The organism is Nocardia sp. CC213A (assembly GCF_030766805.1).
In the GTDB taxonomy this organism is placed as follows: domain Bacteria; phylum Actinomycetota; class Actinomycetes; order Mycobacteriales; family Mycobacteriaceae; genus Nocardia; species Nocardia otitidiscaviarum.
This window is the reverse complement of the sequence record NZ_JASFXA010000007.1, coordinates 337,549-351,136: the sequence shown is the minus strand read 5'-3', so window position 1 is coordinate 351,136 and position 13,588 is coordinate 337,549. Positions and strand designations below refer to the sequence as shown.

The 13,588-nt window shown below is 68.3% G+C and carries 17 protein-coding genes and 1 pseudogene; 5 read left to right on the top strand and 13 right to left on the bottom strand.

The features are described from left to right. Positions 1-330: 330 nt before the first annotated feature. The gene (locus QJS31_RS16070; protein ID WP_282776855.1) at positions 331-714 is read right to left on the bottom strand and encodes a hypothetical protein; all 384 of its coding nucleotides are present in this window, start codon (positions 712-714) and stop codon (positions 331-333) included. Positions 715-891: 177 nt separating this feature from the next. Further along, complete coding sequence (locus tag QJS31_RS16065; RefSeq protein WP_282776857.1) at positions 892-1,296, bottom strand: hypothetical protein; 405 nt, start codon at positions 1,294-1,296, stop codon at positions 892-894. A gap of 326 nt (positions 1,297-1,622) precedes the next feature. On the opposite strand from QJS31_RS16065, the gene QJS31_RS16060 reads away from it, so the two are divergent. Both QJS31_RS16060 and QJS31_RS16055 read left to right on the top strand, forming a co-directional pair. Further along, the gene (locus QJS31_RS16060; protein ID WP_282776859.1) at positions 1,623-1,769 is read left to right on the top strand and encodes a hypothetical protein; all 147 of its coding nucleotides are present in this window, start codon (positions 1,623-1,625) and stop codon (positions 1,767-1,769) included. Positions 1,770-1,871: 102 nt separating this feature from the next. Then, positions 1,872-2,267 (top strand): nuclear transport factor 2 family protein, encoded by a 396-nt coding sequence (locus QJS31_RS16055; protein WP_306357039.1) that lies wholly within the window; start codon positions 1,872-1,874, stop codon positions 2,265-2,267. 20 nt (positions 2,268-2,287) lie between these two features. On the opposite strand, the gene QJS31_RS16050 is transcribed toward QJS31_RS16055, so the two are convergent. Further along, the gene (locus tag QJS31_RS16050) at positions 2,288-2,692 is read right to left on the bottom strand and encodes a helix-turn-helix domain-containing protein (RefSeq protein ID WP_051037803.1); all 405 of its coding nucleotides are present in this window, start codon (positions 2,690-2,692) and stop codon (positions 2,288-2,290) included. Between the two features lie 98 nt (positions 2,693-2,790). Here QJS31_RS16050 and QJS31_RS16045 point away from each other — a divergent pair, with 98 nt between their 5' ends. Further along, entirely contained in the window at positions 2,791-3,639 is an 849-nt protein-coding gene (locus QJS31_RS16045) for an SDR family oxidoreductase (protein ID WP_306357038.1), read from the top strand. Here the strand turns inward: QJS31_RS16045 and QJS31_RS16040 are convergent. Together QJS31_RS16040 and QJS31_RS16035 are read right to left on the bottom strand one after the other, a co-directional pair. Then, complete coding sequence (locus tag QJS31_RS16040; protein WP_282776866.1) at positions 3,636-4,040, bottom strand: nuclear transport factor 2 family protein; 405 nt, start codon at positions 4,038-4,040, stop codon at positions 3,636-3,638. The genes QJS31_RS16045 and QJS31_RS16040 overlap by 4 nt on opposite strands. Before the next feature lie 94 nt (positions 4,041-4,134). Beyond that, positions 4,135-4,512: a VOC family protein gene (locus QJS31_RS16035; RefSeq protein WP_306357037.1), complete on the bottom strand. Its 378-nt coding sequence runs from the start codon at positions 4,510-4,512 to the stop codon at positions 4,135-4,137. A 125-nt stretch (positions 4,513-4,637) separates the two neighbouring features. Between QJS31_RS16035 and QJS31_RS16030 the strand changes: the two genes are divergently transcribed. Further along, the gene (locus QJS31_RS16030; protein WP_282776870.1) at positions 4,638-5,408 is read left to right on the top strand and encodes a TetR/AcrR family transcriptional regulator C-terminal domain-containing protein; all 771 of its coding nucleotides are present in this window, start codon (positions 4,638-4,640) and stop codon (positions 5,406-5,408) included. A 140-nt stretch (positions 5,409-5,548) separates the two neighbouring features. After that, positions 5,549-6,415 carry an alpha/beta fold hydrolase gene (locus QJS31_RS16025; RefSeq protein ID WP_282776873.1) on the top strand — a complete coding sequence of 289 codons (867 nt, stop codon included), beginning with the start codon at positions 5,549-5,551 and terminating at the stop codon, positions 6,413-6,415. A gap of 276 nt (positions 6,416-6,691) precedes the next feature. Here the strand turns inward: QJS31_RS16025 and QJS31_RS16020 are convergent, their stop codons facing one another. The 8 genes and pseudogenes from QJS31_RS16020 to urtA all read right to left on the bottom strand — a co-directional run bounded on the left by QJS31_RS16020 (position 6,692) and on the right by urtA (position 13,511). Next, the gene (locus QJS31_RS16020; RefSeq protein ID WP_282776875.1) at positions 6,692-7,231 is read right to left on the bottom strand and encodes a carboxymuconolactone decarboxylase family protein; all 540 of its coding nucleotides are present in this window, start codon (positions 7,229-7,231) and stop codon (positions 6,692-6,694) included. Positions 7,232-7,285: 54 nt separating this feature from the next. Beyond that, entirely contained in the window at positions 7,286-8,155 is an 870-nt protein-coding gene (locus QJS31_RS16015; protein WP_372341799.1) for an FCD domain-containing protein, read from the bottom strand. Between the two features lie 105 nt (positions 8,156-8,260). Further along, positions 8,261-8,560: pseudogene (locus tag QJS31_RS16010) on the bottom strand (GntR family transcriptional regulator); the annotation flags it as partial. Between the two features lie 13 nt (positions 8,561-8,573). Beyond that, positions 8,574-9,266, bottom strand: a complete 693-nt coding sequence (urtE, locus tag QJS31_RS16005; RefSeq protein WP_282776877.1) for an urea ABC transporter ATP-binding subunit UrtE — start codon at positions 9,264-9,266, stop codon at positions 8,574-8,576. Next, positions 9,266-10,087 carry an urea ABC transporter ATP-binding protein UrtD gene (urtD, locus tag QJS31_RS16000; RefSeq protein ID WP_306357036.1) on the bottom strand — a complete coding sequence of 274 codons (822 nt, stop codon included), beginning with the start codon at positions 10,085-10,087 and terminating at the stop codon, positions 9,266-9,268. The genes urtE and urtD overlap by 1 nt, the downstream gene beginning before the upstream one ends. Continuing rightward, the gene (urtC, locus tag QJS31_RS15995; RefSeq protein WP_282776881.1) at positions 10,084-11,274 is read right to left on the bottom strand and encodes an urea ABC transporter permease subunit UrtC; all 1,191 of its coding nucleotides are present in this window, start codon (positions 11,272-11,274) and stop codon (positions 10,084-10,086) included. The genes urtD and urtC overlap by 4 nt, the downstream gene beginning before the upstream one ends. Continuing rightward, entirely contained in the window at positions 11,271-12,155 is an 885-nt protein-coding gene (gene urtB / locus QJS31_RS15990; RefSeq protein WP_282776883.1) for an urea ABC transporter permease subunit UrtB, read from the bottom strand. Before urtB ends, urtC begins: the two co-directional genes overlap by 4 nt. Positions 12,156-12,230: 75 nt before the next feature. Then, positions 12,231-13,511, bottom strand: coding sequence for an urea ABC transporter substrate-binding protein (urtA, locus tag QJS31_RS15985; RefSeq protein WP_282776884.1), 1,281 nt, complete (start codon positions 13,509-13,511; stop codon positions 12,231-12,233). Positions 13,512-13,588: the final 77 nt, after the last annotated feature.

Sequence of the window (13,588 nt, the reverse complement as noted above, 5' to 3'; positions counted from 1 at the left end):
CGCGCGCGGCACCCGACCCGGCGTCAGCGAAAGCCAGGTAAGGCACCCAACGCCACCACACTCATCTCTTCAGATCTCTGCGGCAACACCCCCGGACCGACACGACCCCCGACACCGCAACACATGGACAAGGCCGCAACCAGCCCCAACCAATCACACCCCACCGGGGCACCGGTCGTGGGACTGCTCGGTCTCCATGCACTGTACGAAGGCGACCGCGTCGCCCACGGTCCGCAGGCGTGCCAGGTCGTCGTCGGGGACCTTCACGCGGTACTTGTGGGTTCGGGCGTGAACCCGTGACGCGCTCCCCCCGTCGAGCGGCCGTGTCTGCTAGATGACCAGGCAGGAGCTGCCCGCGTTGATGCCGGTGCCGACCGTGAGGACAATGTCCTTGGCGGCTCCGTTCTGGGTAACCCGGATGGTGTGCGTTCCGGGTGTGGCCGGAATCCAGGTGGCTACGTGTGTCTTCGGTTCGGGGGCCGCCGGGGTCGCGGCGAACCACACGCCGTTGTCGTAGAAATCCATCCCGGCGCCGGTGTCGCCGGTCGCCACCACCTCGTATGCGCACCCGGTCCCGAACCCATTGCTGAGCCCGCCACCCGCGATCACGACCCGGGCCCCGATTTCCGCTGCCGCCTGCGGCGCGGTCGAGACCATGCCCACGGCGGCCAGCCCGATGGCGGTGGAAATCAGGGTCCGAAGATTCTTCGCCAAGAGTCGGCTCCTCGCATTGTGTCGATATGTCCAAGCAGGTTGTCAGACAGTAGGTCTCGGGGCAATCAGGTGAATGCCCTATTCCGGTGGCCGATCAACGTATTCCGACGTCGCAAGGCTGTCGGGTGAATGCGTCACGGGCTCGGATGTGAACCCGTGACGCGCTCGTTGGACACCTCACGCGGCGTCGAGGGCCGCCACGATCTTGCGGCCCATGGCGGCGACCGCGGGACTCGGTTCTCCCTTGCCGGCGCGGGCGGCGGCGTCCACGGCGACCAGGACGGTGTCGCGGAAGTTGGCGGCCTCGGTGGGGGAGTGGGCGCCGAGCAGGCGGACGGCCGCGGTCAGGGCGGGCAGCACCTGGTCGGCGAGGTCGGCCGTGGTCTTGCCGGGGAGTTGGATGTCGCGGGACTTGGCGGCGAGTACGTGGCCGACCAGACCGGTGGCCGAGGTCAGGGCGGTGGAGCCGTGGCTGATGCCCTTGTGCGGTGCGCCGGCGGCGGCCATCAGGGCCACTGCGCCGTAGGCGGCGGTGCGGACGGTGGCCTGGTCGTGGTCGGTGAGGGTGGCGGTGGCGGTCATGGTGGTGCACTCCTTCGGTTCGCCGGGTGTGTCCCGGTCGCTGTGTTCGATGTACCTACTGTCGCCGGGGCGACTGATACGGGCCTGACACCTGGCTGACAGCGCCACTGACACCGGGACGGGCCGGTGTGCGGGCTCGGCTGGAGGGCGAATTGCGTTGTGGCCGCGGGGGTCCGCCGGAGTCGACAGGCCATGTGTTCCACCCGTGGGTGACATCCGGGTACCGGGATGTGGACCTTCGGCCCCTGCGGCGCACCGCCCCGGCGGGTGATCGTGGACGCACACGGCCGGCGCAGCGGCGCCGGATCGGGATCGGGAGGATCGAGATGAGTGATACCGCCGCACCGGACCGCAACGACCGTCGTCAGGATCGGGTGGTCTGGCCGGAGCCGAGCCCGTTGGCCTCCTGGTGGGACCGGGTGATGTTCGCCGAGAGCGCCGGACCGCGCGAGATCCGCCGGCCGTCGTCCTGACCGCGGTCAGCCGATTCGAGGGGTCTCGGCAATCCGTGGCGCGGCGCCCCGCACCTCGCTACCGTCTCATATGCAACTGGTTGAGTATGAGAGGTGGGCGGTATGCATCCCTTCCGGGCGGCCGTGGAGGCGCGCGATGTGGACGCGATCGAGGCGCTGTTGGCCGACAATGTGGTGTTCACCAGTCCGGTGGCGTTCAAGCCGTATCCGGGCAAGGCGATCACCGCGGCCATTCTGCGCGCGGTGCTGCGGGTGTTCGAGGACTTCCGCTACGTGCGGGAGATCGCGGATGGGAACGGGCGCGATCACGCGTTCGTGTTCGAGGCGACCGTGGACGGCAAGCGGATCACCGGATGCGATTTTCTGCGTTTCGACGCCGACGGCAGGATCGACGACTTCATGGTGATGGTGCGGCCGCTGTCGGGTGCACAGGTCCTCGCCGCGCGCATGGGGGAGCAGTTCGAGCAGATCGCGGCGGAGGCGGCCGCGCGGCAGTGAGCGGTGGCGGTGGCCGGGCGTCACTCCCGGTGGTACTCGGCCTGGGCGGCCGTGATCCGGTCGATATTCGATTCCAGGATGTGGATGAGCCCCTCGAGTTGTTCGGCCACCGTCGCTCCGAGTTCGGTGAGGGTGTATTCCACGTGCGGGGGGATGGACTGCTGGACCTCGCGGTGGATCATGCCGTCGCGTTCCAGGGTCTGCAGGGTCTGGGAGAGCATCCGTTCGCTGATGCCGTCGACGCGGCGGCGTAGCGCGCTGAAGCGGTAGGGACCCGCGCGCAGGGCGACCAGTGCGAGGACGCCCCAGCGGCTTGCCACGTTCTGGAGTACGGGGCGGGAGGCGCAGTTTCGCGCGAAGACGTCGGCTTCCAGGGTGGGGTCGGGGTCCGGTTGCCGGGTGGTCATGGGGTCGAGATTACTCATCCTTTCGCCTCTTCTTGTATTGCGGGAATAGCTAGTACTTACTAATAGTTAGTACAGCTCGAAACGGTAGTTCATTCCCGTCAACCTGGAGGTAAGTCATGACCGTCGCAGTCACCGGAGCCAGTGGTCAGCTGGGTCGTCTCGTCGTCGAGGCGCTGCTGCGCAGGGGAGAGCCGGTCGTCGCCGTGGTGCGCGATCCGGCCAAGGTGGCCGATCTGGCCGAGCGCGGCGCGCAGGTGCGCGCGGCCTCGTACGACGATCCGGCCGCGCTGGATGCCGCACTGACCGGGGTGGACCGGGTGCTGCTGGTGTCGGGCAACGAGTTCGGCAAGCGAGTGCAGCAGCACACCAACGTGATTCGCGCCGCCGAGCGCGCCGGGGTGGAACTGCTCGCCTACACCAGCATTCCGCATGCCGAACGCAATGAGCTGATCCTCGCGCAGGAGCATCGCGGCACCGAGGCGGTACTGGCCGCGGCGACCGTGCCGACCGTCCTGCTGCGCAACGGCTGGTACTGGGAGAACTACACCGGCGGCCTGGCGCACGCCGTGGAATCCGGTGTGCTGCACGGCGCGGCGGGCGAGGGCCGGGTGGCCGGAGCCGCCCGCGCCGACTACGCCGAGGCCGCCGCCCAGGTGCTCACCACCGACGGTCACGCCGGGCGGGTGTACGAACTGGGCGGCGACGAGCGGCTCACCTACGCCGAGCTGGCACAGGCCATCTCGGTGGCCGCGGGCAAGCCGGTGCGCTACCAGAACCTGGCGCAGGCGGACTACGCGGCCGCGCTCGAAAAGGCCGGTCTGCCCGCGGGCTACGCCCAGGCGCTGGCCGACGCCGATGCCGGTATCGCCACCGGCATCCTCGATGTCGACAGCGGTGACCTGCACAAGCTGCTCGGCCGCGCCTCCACGCCCGCCGTCGAGGTGTTCCGCGCGGCGCTGGGCTAGGCCCAGCCGCCCTGCACCATGGTCTGGAACTTCCACTCGTCCCGGCACTTCACCAGTAGGTCGCCGTAGCGCACCTGCTGGCTGAAGTCGCCGACCGTGATGGTCGCGTCCGTGATCACGAAGACCAGGTTCTCGTTCACGAAATGCGGTGTGCGCGTGGATTCCATGGTGACCTCGCCGCTGTCGCCGAGTTGTTCGGTCAACTGTGCGACGTACTGCTCGCGGGTGCAGGACTCCGCGCGCCCATCGGTGACCTCGTTGAGCGGGTACATGGCGGTATCGGCCATGGCTTCGATGTCACGCGCCCGGGCGTAGGCGTCGTAGCGGTCGAACCAGGCCAGTACCTCCGCCACATCCGCGGGGGAGGGGGTGAATTCGCTGCGCGCCGGCATGGTGGTCATGGACTCTCCTCTGTTCGGACTCACTGCTGTTCGGACTCACTGCTGTTCGGACTCACTGCTGTTCGGACTCACTGCTGGTCGGGTCAACTGCGGTTCAGACCCACTGCACGAGTTGGATGACGATGCCGTTGGGGTCGAGCGCCTGGAAGTAGCGCTCACCCCACTCCTCGGTTTCGATGGGTGTCACGATCTCCACGCCCTCGCCGCGCACGCGCTCGTATTCGGCGTCGATGTCGTCGACGACGAAGGCCACCAGCAGCCCTTGGCCCGCGCTGCCGGCGATGCGCTCCGGCTTGAAGGTGGACAGGCCGGTGCGCAGGTAGATGATGTTGAACCCGGCGTCGGGGCGACTGAGCGAGACGAATCCCTCGGCCGACATCTCCTCGGCGAAGCCGAAGTGGTCGATGAGGAATCGGGCCGACGCCCGCGGGTCCGGCACATTCAGGGAGATGGCGGAAGCGGTGATTTTCATGGGTCCTCCTCGGTGCGCCGACTTACTCTATACTTAGTACGCTGTACTTTGTACGGAAATTTCCGGCCGCGCGCATCGTGATGCGCGTCACAGGGATACGATCCCGGGTGGAGGTGGTGCTCGGAATGGGAGAGCGGAGCAGTGCGGGCGATCCGGCGCGCACCCTCGAACTGCTGTGGCGTGAACCCGGTCGGGGCGGCCCGACGCGCGGCCCGAAACAGCGCACGACCGTGGACGCGGTGGTGGCGGCGGCCGTCGAGATCGCCGATGCCGAGGGCTTGGGCGCGCTCACCATGCGCTCGGTGGCGGCCCGGCTGGGACTCACACCCATGGCCACCTACACCTATGTGCCGGGCAAGGCGGAACTGCTCGACCTCATGCTCGATACCGTCTACCTGCGCATGGAACGCGGCGACACAGCCGGAAAGCCCTGGCGCGAAAGGGTTTCCGCCATCGCGGCGGAGAACCGGGCGATGCTCGCCGCGCACCCGTGGGTGGCCTATGTGCCGACCACCCGGCCGCCGCTCGGTCCGGGCGTGGCGGCGAAGTACGAGCACGAGTTGAGTGCCTTCGACGGTCTCGGGCTCACCGATCTGGAGATGGACTCCGCCCTGACCCATGTGCTCGGATTCGTGCATTCCGTGGCGCGCATCGCGATCGACACCCGAAATGCCGCCGCGGACAGCGGAATGAGCGATCACGAATGGTGGGAGCGGGCCGCACCGGTGCTCGAGCGTGTGTTCGACGCCGAACGCTATCCGCTCGCCGCCCGGGTGGGAGCCGCGGCCGGGCAGGCCCACGACGCCGCCTACAGCGCCGACCACGCGTACGAATTCGGTCTGGCGCGGGTGCTGGACGGCCTGGCCGCACTCATCGAGCGGCCCTCGGACCGCTGACATGGTGCCCCACGGGCGAGCCGTCCGTCGCGGAAAGCCGCGAAGCGACTGACTTCTCACATCCGCTTGCCGGCCGGTGCGGTGTGCGGTGCAATGGCTGTCCGGGCGACTACTCGGGGCGCGACAGGACTGGAGGGGTCGTGCGAGCGGAACTCGAACACTGGCTCACGGCGGGAAAGTTCTTCCCGTTCTCTGGATACCGCGTGTTCTATCGGCGGTCCGGCCGGGGCCCGGCCCTGTTGCTGGTCCACGGCTATCCGTTCAATTCCTTCGACTGGCACCGCATCTGGTTCCGGCTCACCGAGCGTTACGACGTGCTCGCGCCGGACATGTTGGGAATGGGCTTCTCCGACAAGCCGCTTCGGCATCACTACAGCGTGCTCGAGCACGCCGACATGCACGAGGCGCTGCTGCGGGCGCAGGGGTTCGACGAGGTGCTGATCCTGGCGCACGATCTGGGAGTCAGTGTGGTGCAGGAGATGCTGGCCCGCCGTATCACCGATCCGTCGCTGCCGCGGATTCGCGCGGTGGCGTTCCTCAATGGCGGTCTCTTCCCGGAGGTCTATCGTCCCCGCCTGGTGCAGCGGGTGCTGTCGTCGCCCGCGGGCGATGTCCTCGGCCCGCTGCTGCCGCCGCCGCTGCTGCGACTGGCCGTGCGCGAGGTGTTCGGTCCCGCCACCAAGCCCAGCGCCGCCGATATGCGCGACTTCCTCGACATCGTCGAGTACAACCACGGACGCTGGGTGAACCACAAGGTCGGCCGCTTCACCCTGGAACGGGTGCGGTACCGCGAGCGCTGGGTGGAGCCGCTGGCCAAAGCCGTCGTGCCGCTGCGGTTCATCAATGGCGCGGTCGATCCCAATTCGGGTGCGCACATGGCCGCGCGCTACCGCGAGGTGGTGCCGGACCCGGATGTGGTCTCCCTGGACCGGATCGGCCACTGGCCGCAACTGGAGGCCCCGGAGGCCACGTTCGAGGCGGCTGACGCTTTCTTCACCGGCCGCTGATCGCGCCGTCGGCCCGGCGGAAGCTGCGCGGCGCGGTCGCGCGGTGAGCGCCTCCTACGAGGTGCTGTGAACGAAGGTTGTGCACCAGCCCACCGGGTCAGCTTCTCCGCGCAGCCTGGATTCGGCGCGCTGCGACCGCCGCGGACCACACCGATCGCGGGGCTTCCTGGCGTCGACCGGACCGAATCGGACCGGGCCGCCCGCGACCATGGAGTCCGACGCAGACAGCGCGCCGCGGGCGGTGGCCGATCACCCGACCGTGCCCCAGGGCTCGTGTCAGTGATCGGGCTGGATGCGCAGTGCGGTGATGGTGCTGGCCAGGCCCTCGTACTGGTTGACGAGAAGCACGAATTCGATGAGTTCGGGTTCGGAGTAGTGCTCCGCCAGTGACTTCCACGCGGCATCGTCGAGATCGCGGGTGGTGACGACTTGGTCGACGGCGGTGAGCAGTGCGCGCTCCTTGGCGTTCCAGCCTTCGTCGGCGGGGCCGCGGCGCAGGCGCTCGAGGATCTCCTGGGTGATGCCCGCGCGCTTGCCCAACCGGATGTGATGGTCGGTCTCGTATTCGCAGTCGCGCAGATGGGCGACGCGCAGGATCACCAGTTCGGTGTCGTAGCGGGGCAGGGAGCCGCCCGGCATGAGCCGCCCGGAGTAGTGCAGCCAGCCGCGGAACAGACCCTTGGCCTGGCCGAGGGTGCTGAACAGGTGCGCGTCGTCGGTGCCCGCGGCGCGGGAGATGATCTGCCAGACCAACCAGTTGACGGGGCCCAGCTCTCGGAAACGGCCGGGAGCGATACGCGGCTGATTCGACACCATGCCACACGCTAACAAACTGTCCCAGCCAGCGACTACCAACCGGTAACCTTTGGCTCAATCACGCAGTGCGCGGGCCAGTTTCGTCAGTCGCAGCGCGTGCTCGGCGCGGGCCAGCACATGGTCGCGCGAGGTGGTGATGTGTGCGACCAGCACCGACAGCCCCTGGTCGAGATCGCCCGCGAGCAACCGCTCCGCGATGGCGATGTGCTCGGCGGTCATGACGGCGATCCGCTCCGGGGTGGGGATGTCCAGGGCCCGGATCGGCCGCACCCGCGCGTGTACTGTCGCCAGCGCGTCGGCGAGGGCGGCGTTGCCGGAGGCCGCGAGCAGCCGGGAGTGGAAGCGCTCGTCGGCGGCTATGAGCTCCGCCCCCGGTGGCGGCGGATACGCGCGCAGATCCTGCCAGATCTCCAGCTCCCGTTCGATCATCGCCGCGTCGTAGCGCGGCCGTGCCCCCCGTGCCCTCGGTGGGCTTCCCGAGCTCGTCGTCGGGTGAACTACCCCCGCTTGGAACTCTTCCGCAGTATCGACGGCGCGTACCGACGGGGTGGGTTCGGGCGGCGTCCGGCGGACCGGCTCCGCGCGCGTGGTTCTCGCCGTGGTGGAACCACCGGCTGCGGCGAGCTGCTCGCGTGTCGTGGCGGCCACGGCCGTGCCCGGCTCGGCCTCCGGTTCGACGGCAGGCCCGGCCACCCGTTCCGCAGCCGTGAGGTGTGCCGCTGTGTCGGCGACAGCGGGGTGTGCCGCCGACTCGGCGGTTGCGTACTGCTTCGGCGGTTCGGTGACGGCGGGCTGTTCGGACGGCGGGGCGGTGGTTCGCGCCGGTGGTCCCGCGGCGGCGGGCCGCCCAACCGTCTTGGCGGCGGGCCGCCCAACCGTCTTGGCGGCGGGCCGCCCAACCGTCTTGGCGGCGGGTCGCCCTATCGTCTTGGCGGCGGGTCGCCCTATCGCCTTGGCGGCGGGTCCCCCTACCGTCTCGGCGGCGACGGTGGTCGCGACCGGGTTCGGCTCCGCCGCGACGCCGACCGGTTCGCTCGTGCGGAGCCGGTGAATGCCGTGCGATTCCAGCAGGATTCGCAGCTCGTACAGGTCCGCCAGTTCGTCGAGGCGGGGCCGGTACGGGTAGAGCCCGTCCGGCAGCCGCTCGATCAGGCCGTCGGCGAGCAGCCGCGCCAGGGCCTCGCGGACGGGGGTGCGGGATACCCCGTAGATCTCCGCGAGGCGTTCCTCGCGGAGTCGTTCGGTCGGCACCAGCACCCCCGCCGCCAGGTCGCCCTGCAGCGCCCGGTACACCCGCTCGGACAACGGAATACGCCCCCTGCGCGCCATGCCGTATGCCCGATCAGATGGCCATGGCCGTGCGGACGTCGGTTTCGGCTCCCGCGCCGCCCGCGCCGGATGAGGTGATCCGTCCGGACCGCAGTACGTAGTACTGCTGGGCGGCCTGCAGCGCGAAGCCGATGTGTTGCTCGACCAGCAGCACGCTCAATCCACCGCGTCGGGTGAGATCGAGGATGGTGCGCTCGATCTCGGCCACCACCGACGGCTGGATGCCCTCGGTGGGCTCATCGAGGATGAGCAGTTTCGGCTCGGTGATCAGCGCGCGGGCGATGGCCAGCTGCTGGCGCTGGCCGCCGGAGAGCAGCCCGGCCTTGCGGGTCAGCAGCTCGCGCAGTGCCGGGAACAGGTCCAGCGCCTCGGCGACGAGTTCCTTGCCGCGCTTGCGCCCGTCCGCCACCACCTGGAGGTTCTCCATGGTGGAGAGCTGCCCGAACGACTGCTGCCCCTGCGGCACGTAGGCGATGCCGTGGCGCACCCGCTTGGAGGGCGGCAGCTTGGTGATGTCCTTGCCGTCGAAGATGATCCGTCCCGACTTGGTCGGCAGCAGGCCCACGGCGGCGCGCAGCAGCGAGGTCTTCCCGGCGCCGTTGTGGCCCATGATGGCGACCACCCCGTCGTCCGGAACCGTCAGAGACACCCCGTGAATCACTTCGGTGCGCCCGTATCCGGTGTGGATGTCGGCTAGTTCGAGCATCAGCGTGCCTCCTCGGACTCGGTGGCGGCGGAGTGCTCGGCCGCCGTGGCGGTGCCGAGGTACACCTCCTGCACCTTGGGGTCGTCCTGCACCTCGGCCACGGTGCCCTCGGAGAGCACCCGGCCCCCGGCCAGCACCGTCACCGAGGTGGCGAAGGAGCGCATGAAGTCCATATCGTGCTCCACCACGACCACTACGCGGTCACCGCCGATGCGGCGCAGCAGGTTTCCGGTCTCTTCGCGCTCCTCGGCGCTCATGCCGGCGACGGGTTCGTCGAGCAGCAGCACGGAGGCGTTCTGCACCAGCAGCATGCCGATCTCCAGCCACTGCTTCTGTCCGTGCGCGAGCACGCCGGCGGGCTTGTCCCGCAAGGCGGTCAAACCCGTTGTCTCCAAAGCCTCTTCGATGGCGGGCAGCACCAACTTGCGTCGTCGCAGCAGGGTGAGCGCCGACCGCCCGGCCCCTGCCGCGATATCCAGGTTCTGCAGCACCGTGAGCTGTTCGAAGACGCTCGCGGTCTGGAAGGTGCGGCCCACACCCATCCGGGCGATCTGGTGCACCTTGCGGCCGATGAGTTCCCGGCCGGACTTCTGCGCCGAGCCGGTGGCCGGGACCAGTCCGGTGATGGCGTCGATGAGCGTGGTCTTGCCCGCGCCGTTGGGGCCGATGAGGAAGCGCAGATCGCCCTGCAGCACGGTCAGGTCCACATCGGAGACGGCCTTGAAGCCGTCGAAACTCACCGACAGTCCCCGGATTTCGAGGTATTCGCTGTCCATTCCGGCATTACCGCCGATTTTGGGTTCGTGCGCGACGGTGGTCATCGTGCCTGCACCTTCTCTTCCTCCGCCGGAGATTCGGGGTCGCCCGTGACCGGAGCATCGGTGGTTGTCCCGGCGTCGACAACGGCGTCCGAGGCCGCCGCGTCGCCGGTCGCCCGGGACGTGGGCCGCACCCGTTGCGCGAACTGCCGCGCCAGCGGCCCGAATCCGGCCAGACCGGCGGGCAGGAAGCCGACCACCACGATGAACAGCACACCCTGCAGATACGTCCAGCCGGAGGGGAACTGCTCGGAGAACGTGGTCTGCGCCCACGCCACGCCGATGGCGCCCAGCACCGGACCGAGCAGCGTGGTGCGCCCGCCGATGGCGACGCCGATGAGGAAGGCGATGGAGGGCACCACCCCGATATCCGCCGGGGAGATGATGCCGACGATGGGCGTGAACAGCGCCCCCGCGATCCCCGCGAAGAAGGCCGCCACCACATACGCGACGATCTTGATATTGGCCGGGTCGTAGCCGAGGAAGCGCACCCGCTCCTCTTGATCGCGCACCGCCACCAGCAGTTCGCCGTACCGGCTGTGCATGAGCTGGCGCGCGATGGCGACCACCGCGAGCAGCGCACCGGCCGCGATGAAGAACAGCATCCGCCGGTTCACCGGATCGTCGAGCCGGAATCCGAAGAAGGAGCGGAAGTCGCTGAGTCCGGTGAAACCGCCGATGGTCTGCTGCCCGGTGAGCAGGATGGCCAGCGCGGCGGCCAGCGCCTGACTCAGGATGGCGAAGTACGCGCCCTTGACCCGGCGCTTGAACACACCGAAACCGAGAGCCGCCGCGAGCAGTGCGGGCAGCACCAGAATGCTCAGGATCGCGACCGGAGCCGAGGCGAAAGGCTGCCAGTACGAGGGCAATTCGGGGATGCCCGCGATCACCATGAACTCCGGCACATCCTCACCCGAGCGCGCGGCATCGGCCATCTGCATGTGCATGGCCATGATGTACGCGCCGATGCCGAAGAACACGCCCTGCCCGAGGGTGAGCATGCCGCCCCGCCCCCAGGCCAGGCCGATGCCGACCGCGACGATGGCGAAGCACAGGAACTTCGCCAGCAGGCTCAACCGGAAATCGCTGAGCGCCACCGGTGCCACGCCGAACAGCAGAATGGCGGCGATGGCGAAGCCCGCCAGTGGTTTGACGGAAGAATTCGCGCTGAAACGTCCGATGCTGCTCATGCGAGACTCCTGGTGCGGACGGTGAACAGGCCCTGCGGGCGCACCTGCAGGAACACGACGATGACGATGAAGACGATCACCTTCGCCACCGAGGCGGTGGTGGAGTATTCGATGAACGAATTGAGCAGGCCCATCCCGAAGGCCGCGATGACCGTGCCCTTGATCTGCCCGAGGCCGCCGATCACCACCACCAGGAAGGCGTCCACCAGATAGCTCTGCCCGATGGTCGGGCTGGTGGAGCCGATCAGGGTGAGCGCCACTCCGGCGACGGCGGCGAGGCCGGAGCCGATGAAGAAGGTGGACAGGTCGGTGAACCGGCTGGAGATGCCGGAAGTCTCGGCGAGGCTGCGGTTCTGGACCACGGCCCGGATGCGTCGGCCGAGCGGGGTGGCCTTGAGCGCGACGGCGAGCGCGATCACCGCGATCACCGCCAGCACCATGATGAAGATGCGGGTCTTGGGGACCACCGTCCCGGCGATGGCGATACCGCCGGTCAGCCATTCGGGTGCGACCACGTTCTTGGCGGGCGCGCCGAAGATATTGCGCGCCAACTGCTGTAACACCAGGCCGACACCGAAGGTGACCAGCAGGGTGTCCAGCGGACGGTCGTACATGAAGCGGATCAGGCCCGCCTCCAGGGCCGCGCCGAGCAGGCCGCCGACGATGAATCCGACGATCAGCGAGACGATCAACGCCACGCCGGTCGCGGAGATGACCTGTTGCACGACGAAGGTCGTGTAGCAACCGGCCATGATGAATTCGCCGTGTGCCATATTGATGACGCCCATCTGACCGAAGGTCAGGGACAGGCCGAGCGCGGCGAGTAACAGAATCGAGCCCAGGCTCAATCCCGTGAACAGCTGTGCGACAGCTACATCCATTGCGATACCTCGATTTCGCCTCTACGGCCGGGCGCGGAAATCCACGCCCGGCCGCCCCTCATCGAAGGCTGTCGGTTACTTCAGGCCCTTGGCCCAGTCGTAGGACTTCAGGTAGGGGTCCGGCACGATCGGCTGACCCGAGTCCCACACCGTGTAGATGAGGCCGTCGGCCCGGATCTCACCGATGCGCGCGGTCTTGGTGATGTGGTGGTTGTCGCCGTCGATCACGACCGTGCCCTCGGGGGCATCGAAGCTCACGCCGTCGGCCGCGGCCTGGATATCGGCCACCGCGAAGGAATTCGCCTTCTCGACGGTGTTCTTCCACAGGTAGACCGAGGTGTAGGCGGCCTCCATGGGGTCGGAGGTGGGCTTGTCCGCGCCGAAGGCGGCCTTGTAGGCGTCGACGAACTTCTTGTTCGCCGGGGTGTCCAGTGTCTGGTAGTAGTTCCACGAGGTCAGCTGGCCGACGATGTTCTGCACGCCGATGCCCGCCACCTCCTCCTCCGCGATGGAGACCGAGACCACCGGCATGGTCTGGGCGTTCAGGCCGGCATTGGCGTACTCGCGGAAGAACGCGACATTGGAATCACCGTTGAGGGTGTTGAACACCGCGCCCGCGCCCGCGCCGCGGACCTTGTTGACGATGGTGGAGAAGTCGGTGGAGCCCAGCGGCGCGTAATCCTCGCCCTTGATCTCCATCCCGTTGGCCTCGGCCCACGCCTTGATCTCGCGGTTGGCGGTCTGCGGGAAGACGTAGTCGGAGCCCACCAGGTACAGCGAGGTGATGCCCTGCTGCTTCAGGTAGTCCAGCGCCGGGAGGATCTGCTGATTGGTGGTGGCGCCGGTGTAGAAGATGTTCTCGCTGTCTTCCAGGCCCTCGTACTGAACCGGGTAGTAGAGCAGCGAATTCAGCGATTCGAACTTGGGCTTCATGGCCTTGCGGCTGGCCGAGGTCCAGCCGCCGAAGACCGCGGCCACACAGTCGGAGCTGATCAGCTTCTCGGCCTTCTCCGCGAAGGTCTTGGGGTCCGAGGCGCCGTCCTCGAGCACCAGCTCGATCTGCTTGCCGAGCACGCCGCCCGCGGCGTTGATCTCGTCGACCGCCATCTTGGTGGAGTTGGCGACGGTGACCTCGCTGATGGCCATGGTGCCGGTCAGCGAGTGCAGTGACCCGACCTTGATGGTGGGGGCGCTGGTGTCTACGCAGGACGTGGCATTGGAGCCCGAGGCCGTATCGGTGTCCCGGGAGCCGCATCCGGCCAGCAGCAGCGCGGACAGCGCCACCGCGGTCGGAACGGCGATCGCCTTGCGCAGGCGCCGGGACGTATCTCGGCCGAGGTCTCGAGAATCTTGCATGGGGCGGACCCTTCTCACTTCACGGTGTACCGCGGCAAGTGACATGCCGCGACGAATACGAGCCGCGTATACAGCGG

Bases quoted from the DNA above. Each gene is read 5' to 3' on its own strand.
- QJS31_RS16050 (WP_051037803.1), bottom strand. From the start codon at position 2,692: ATGAGTAATCTCGACCCCATGACCACCCGGCAACCGGACCCCGACCCC.
- QJS31_RS16045 (WP_306357038.1), top strand. From the start codon at position 2,791: ATGACCGTCGCAGTCACCGGAGCCAGTGGTCAGCTGGGTCGTCTCGTC.
- urtE (WP_282776877.1), bottom strand. From the start codon at position 9,266: ATGCTCGAACTAGCCGACATCCACACCGGATACGGGCGCACCGAAGTG.
- QJS31_RS16065 (WP_282776857.1), bottom strand. From the start codon at position 1,296: ATGACCGCCACCGCCACCCTCACCGACCACGACCAGGCCACCGTCCGC.
- urtA (WP_282776884.1), bottom strand. From the start codon at position 13,511: ATGCAAGATTCTCGAGACCTCGGCCGAGATACGTCCCGGCGCCTGCGC.
- QJS31_RS16020 (WP_282776875.1), bottom strand. From the start codon at position 7,231: ATGGTGTCGAATCAGCCGCGTATCGCTCCCGGCCGTTTCCGAGAGCTG.
- QJS31_RS16040 (WP_282776866.1), bottom strand. From the start codon at position 4,040: ATGACCACCATGCCGGCGCGCAGCGAATTCACCCCCTCCCCCGCGGAT.
- urtB (WP_282776883.1), bottom strand. From the start codon at position 12,155: ATGGATGTAGCTGTCGCACAGCTGTTCACGGGATTGAGCCTGGGCTCG.
- QJS31_RS16030 (WP_282776870.1), top strand. From the start codon at position 4,638: ATGGGAGAGCGGAGCAGTGCGGGCGATCCGGCGCGCACCCTCGAACTG.
- urtC (WP_282776881.1), bottom strand. From the start codon at position 11,274: ATGAGCAGCATCGGACGTTTCAGCGCGAATTCTTCCGTCAAACCACTG.
- QJS31_RS16035 (WP_306357037.1), bottom strand. From the start codon at position 4,512: ATGAAAATCACCGCTTCCGCCATCTCCCTGAATGTGCCGGACCCGCGG.
- QJS31_RS16055 (WP_306357039.1), top strand. From the start codon at position 1,872: ATGCATCCCTTCCGGGCGGCCGTGGAGGCGCGCGATGTGGACGCGATC.
- QJS31_RS16060 (WP_282776859.1), top strand. From the start codon at position 1,623: ATGAGTGATACCGCCGCACCGGACCGCAACGACCGTCGTCAGGATCGG.
- urtD (WP_306357036.1), bottom strand. From the start codon at position 10,087: ATGACCACCGTCGCGCACGAACCCAAAATCGGCGGTAATGCCGGAATG.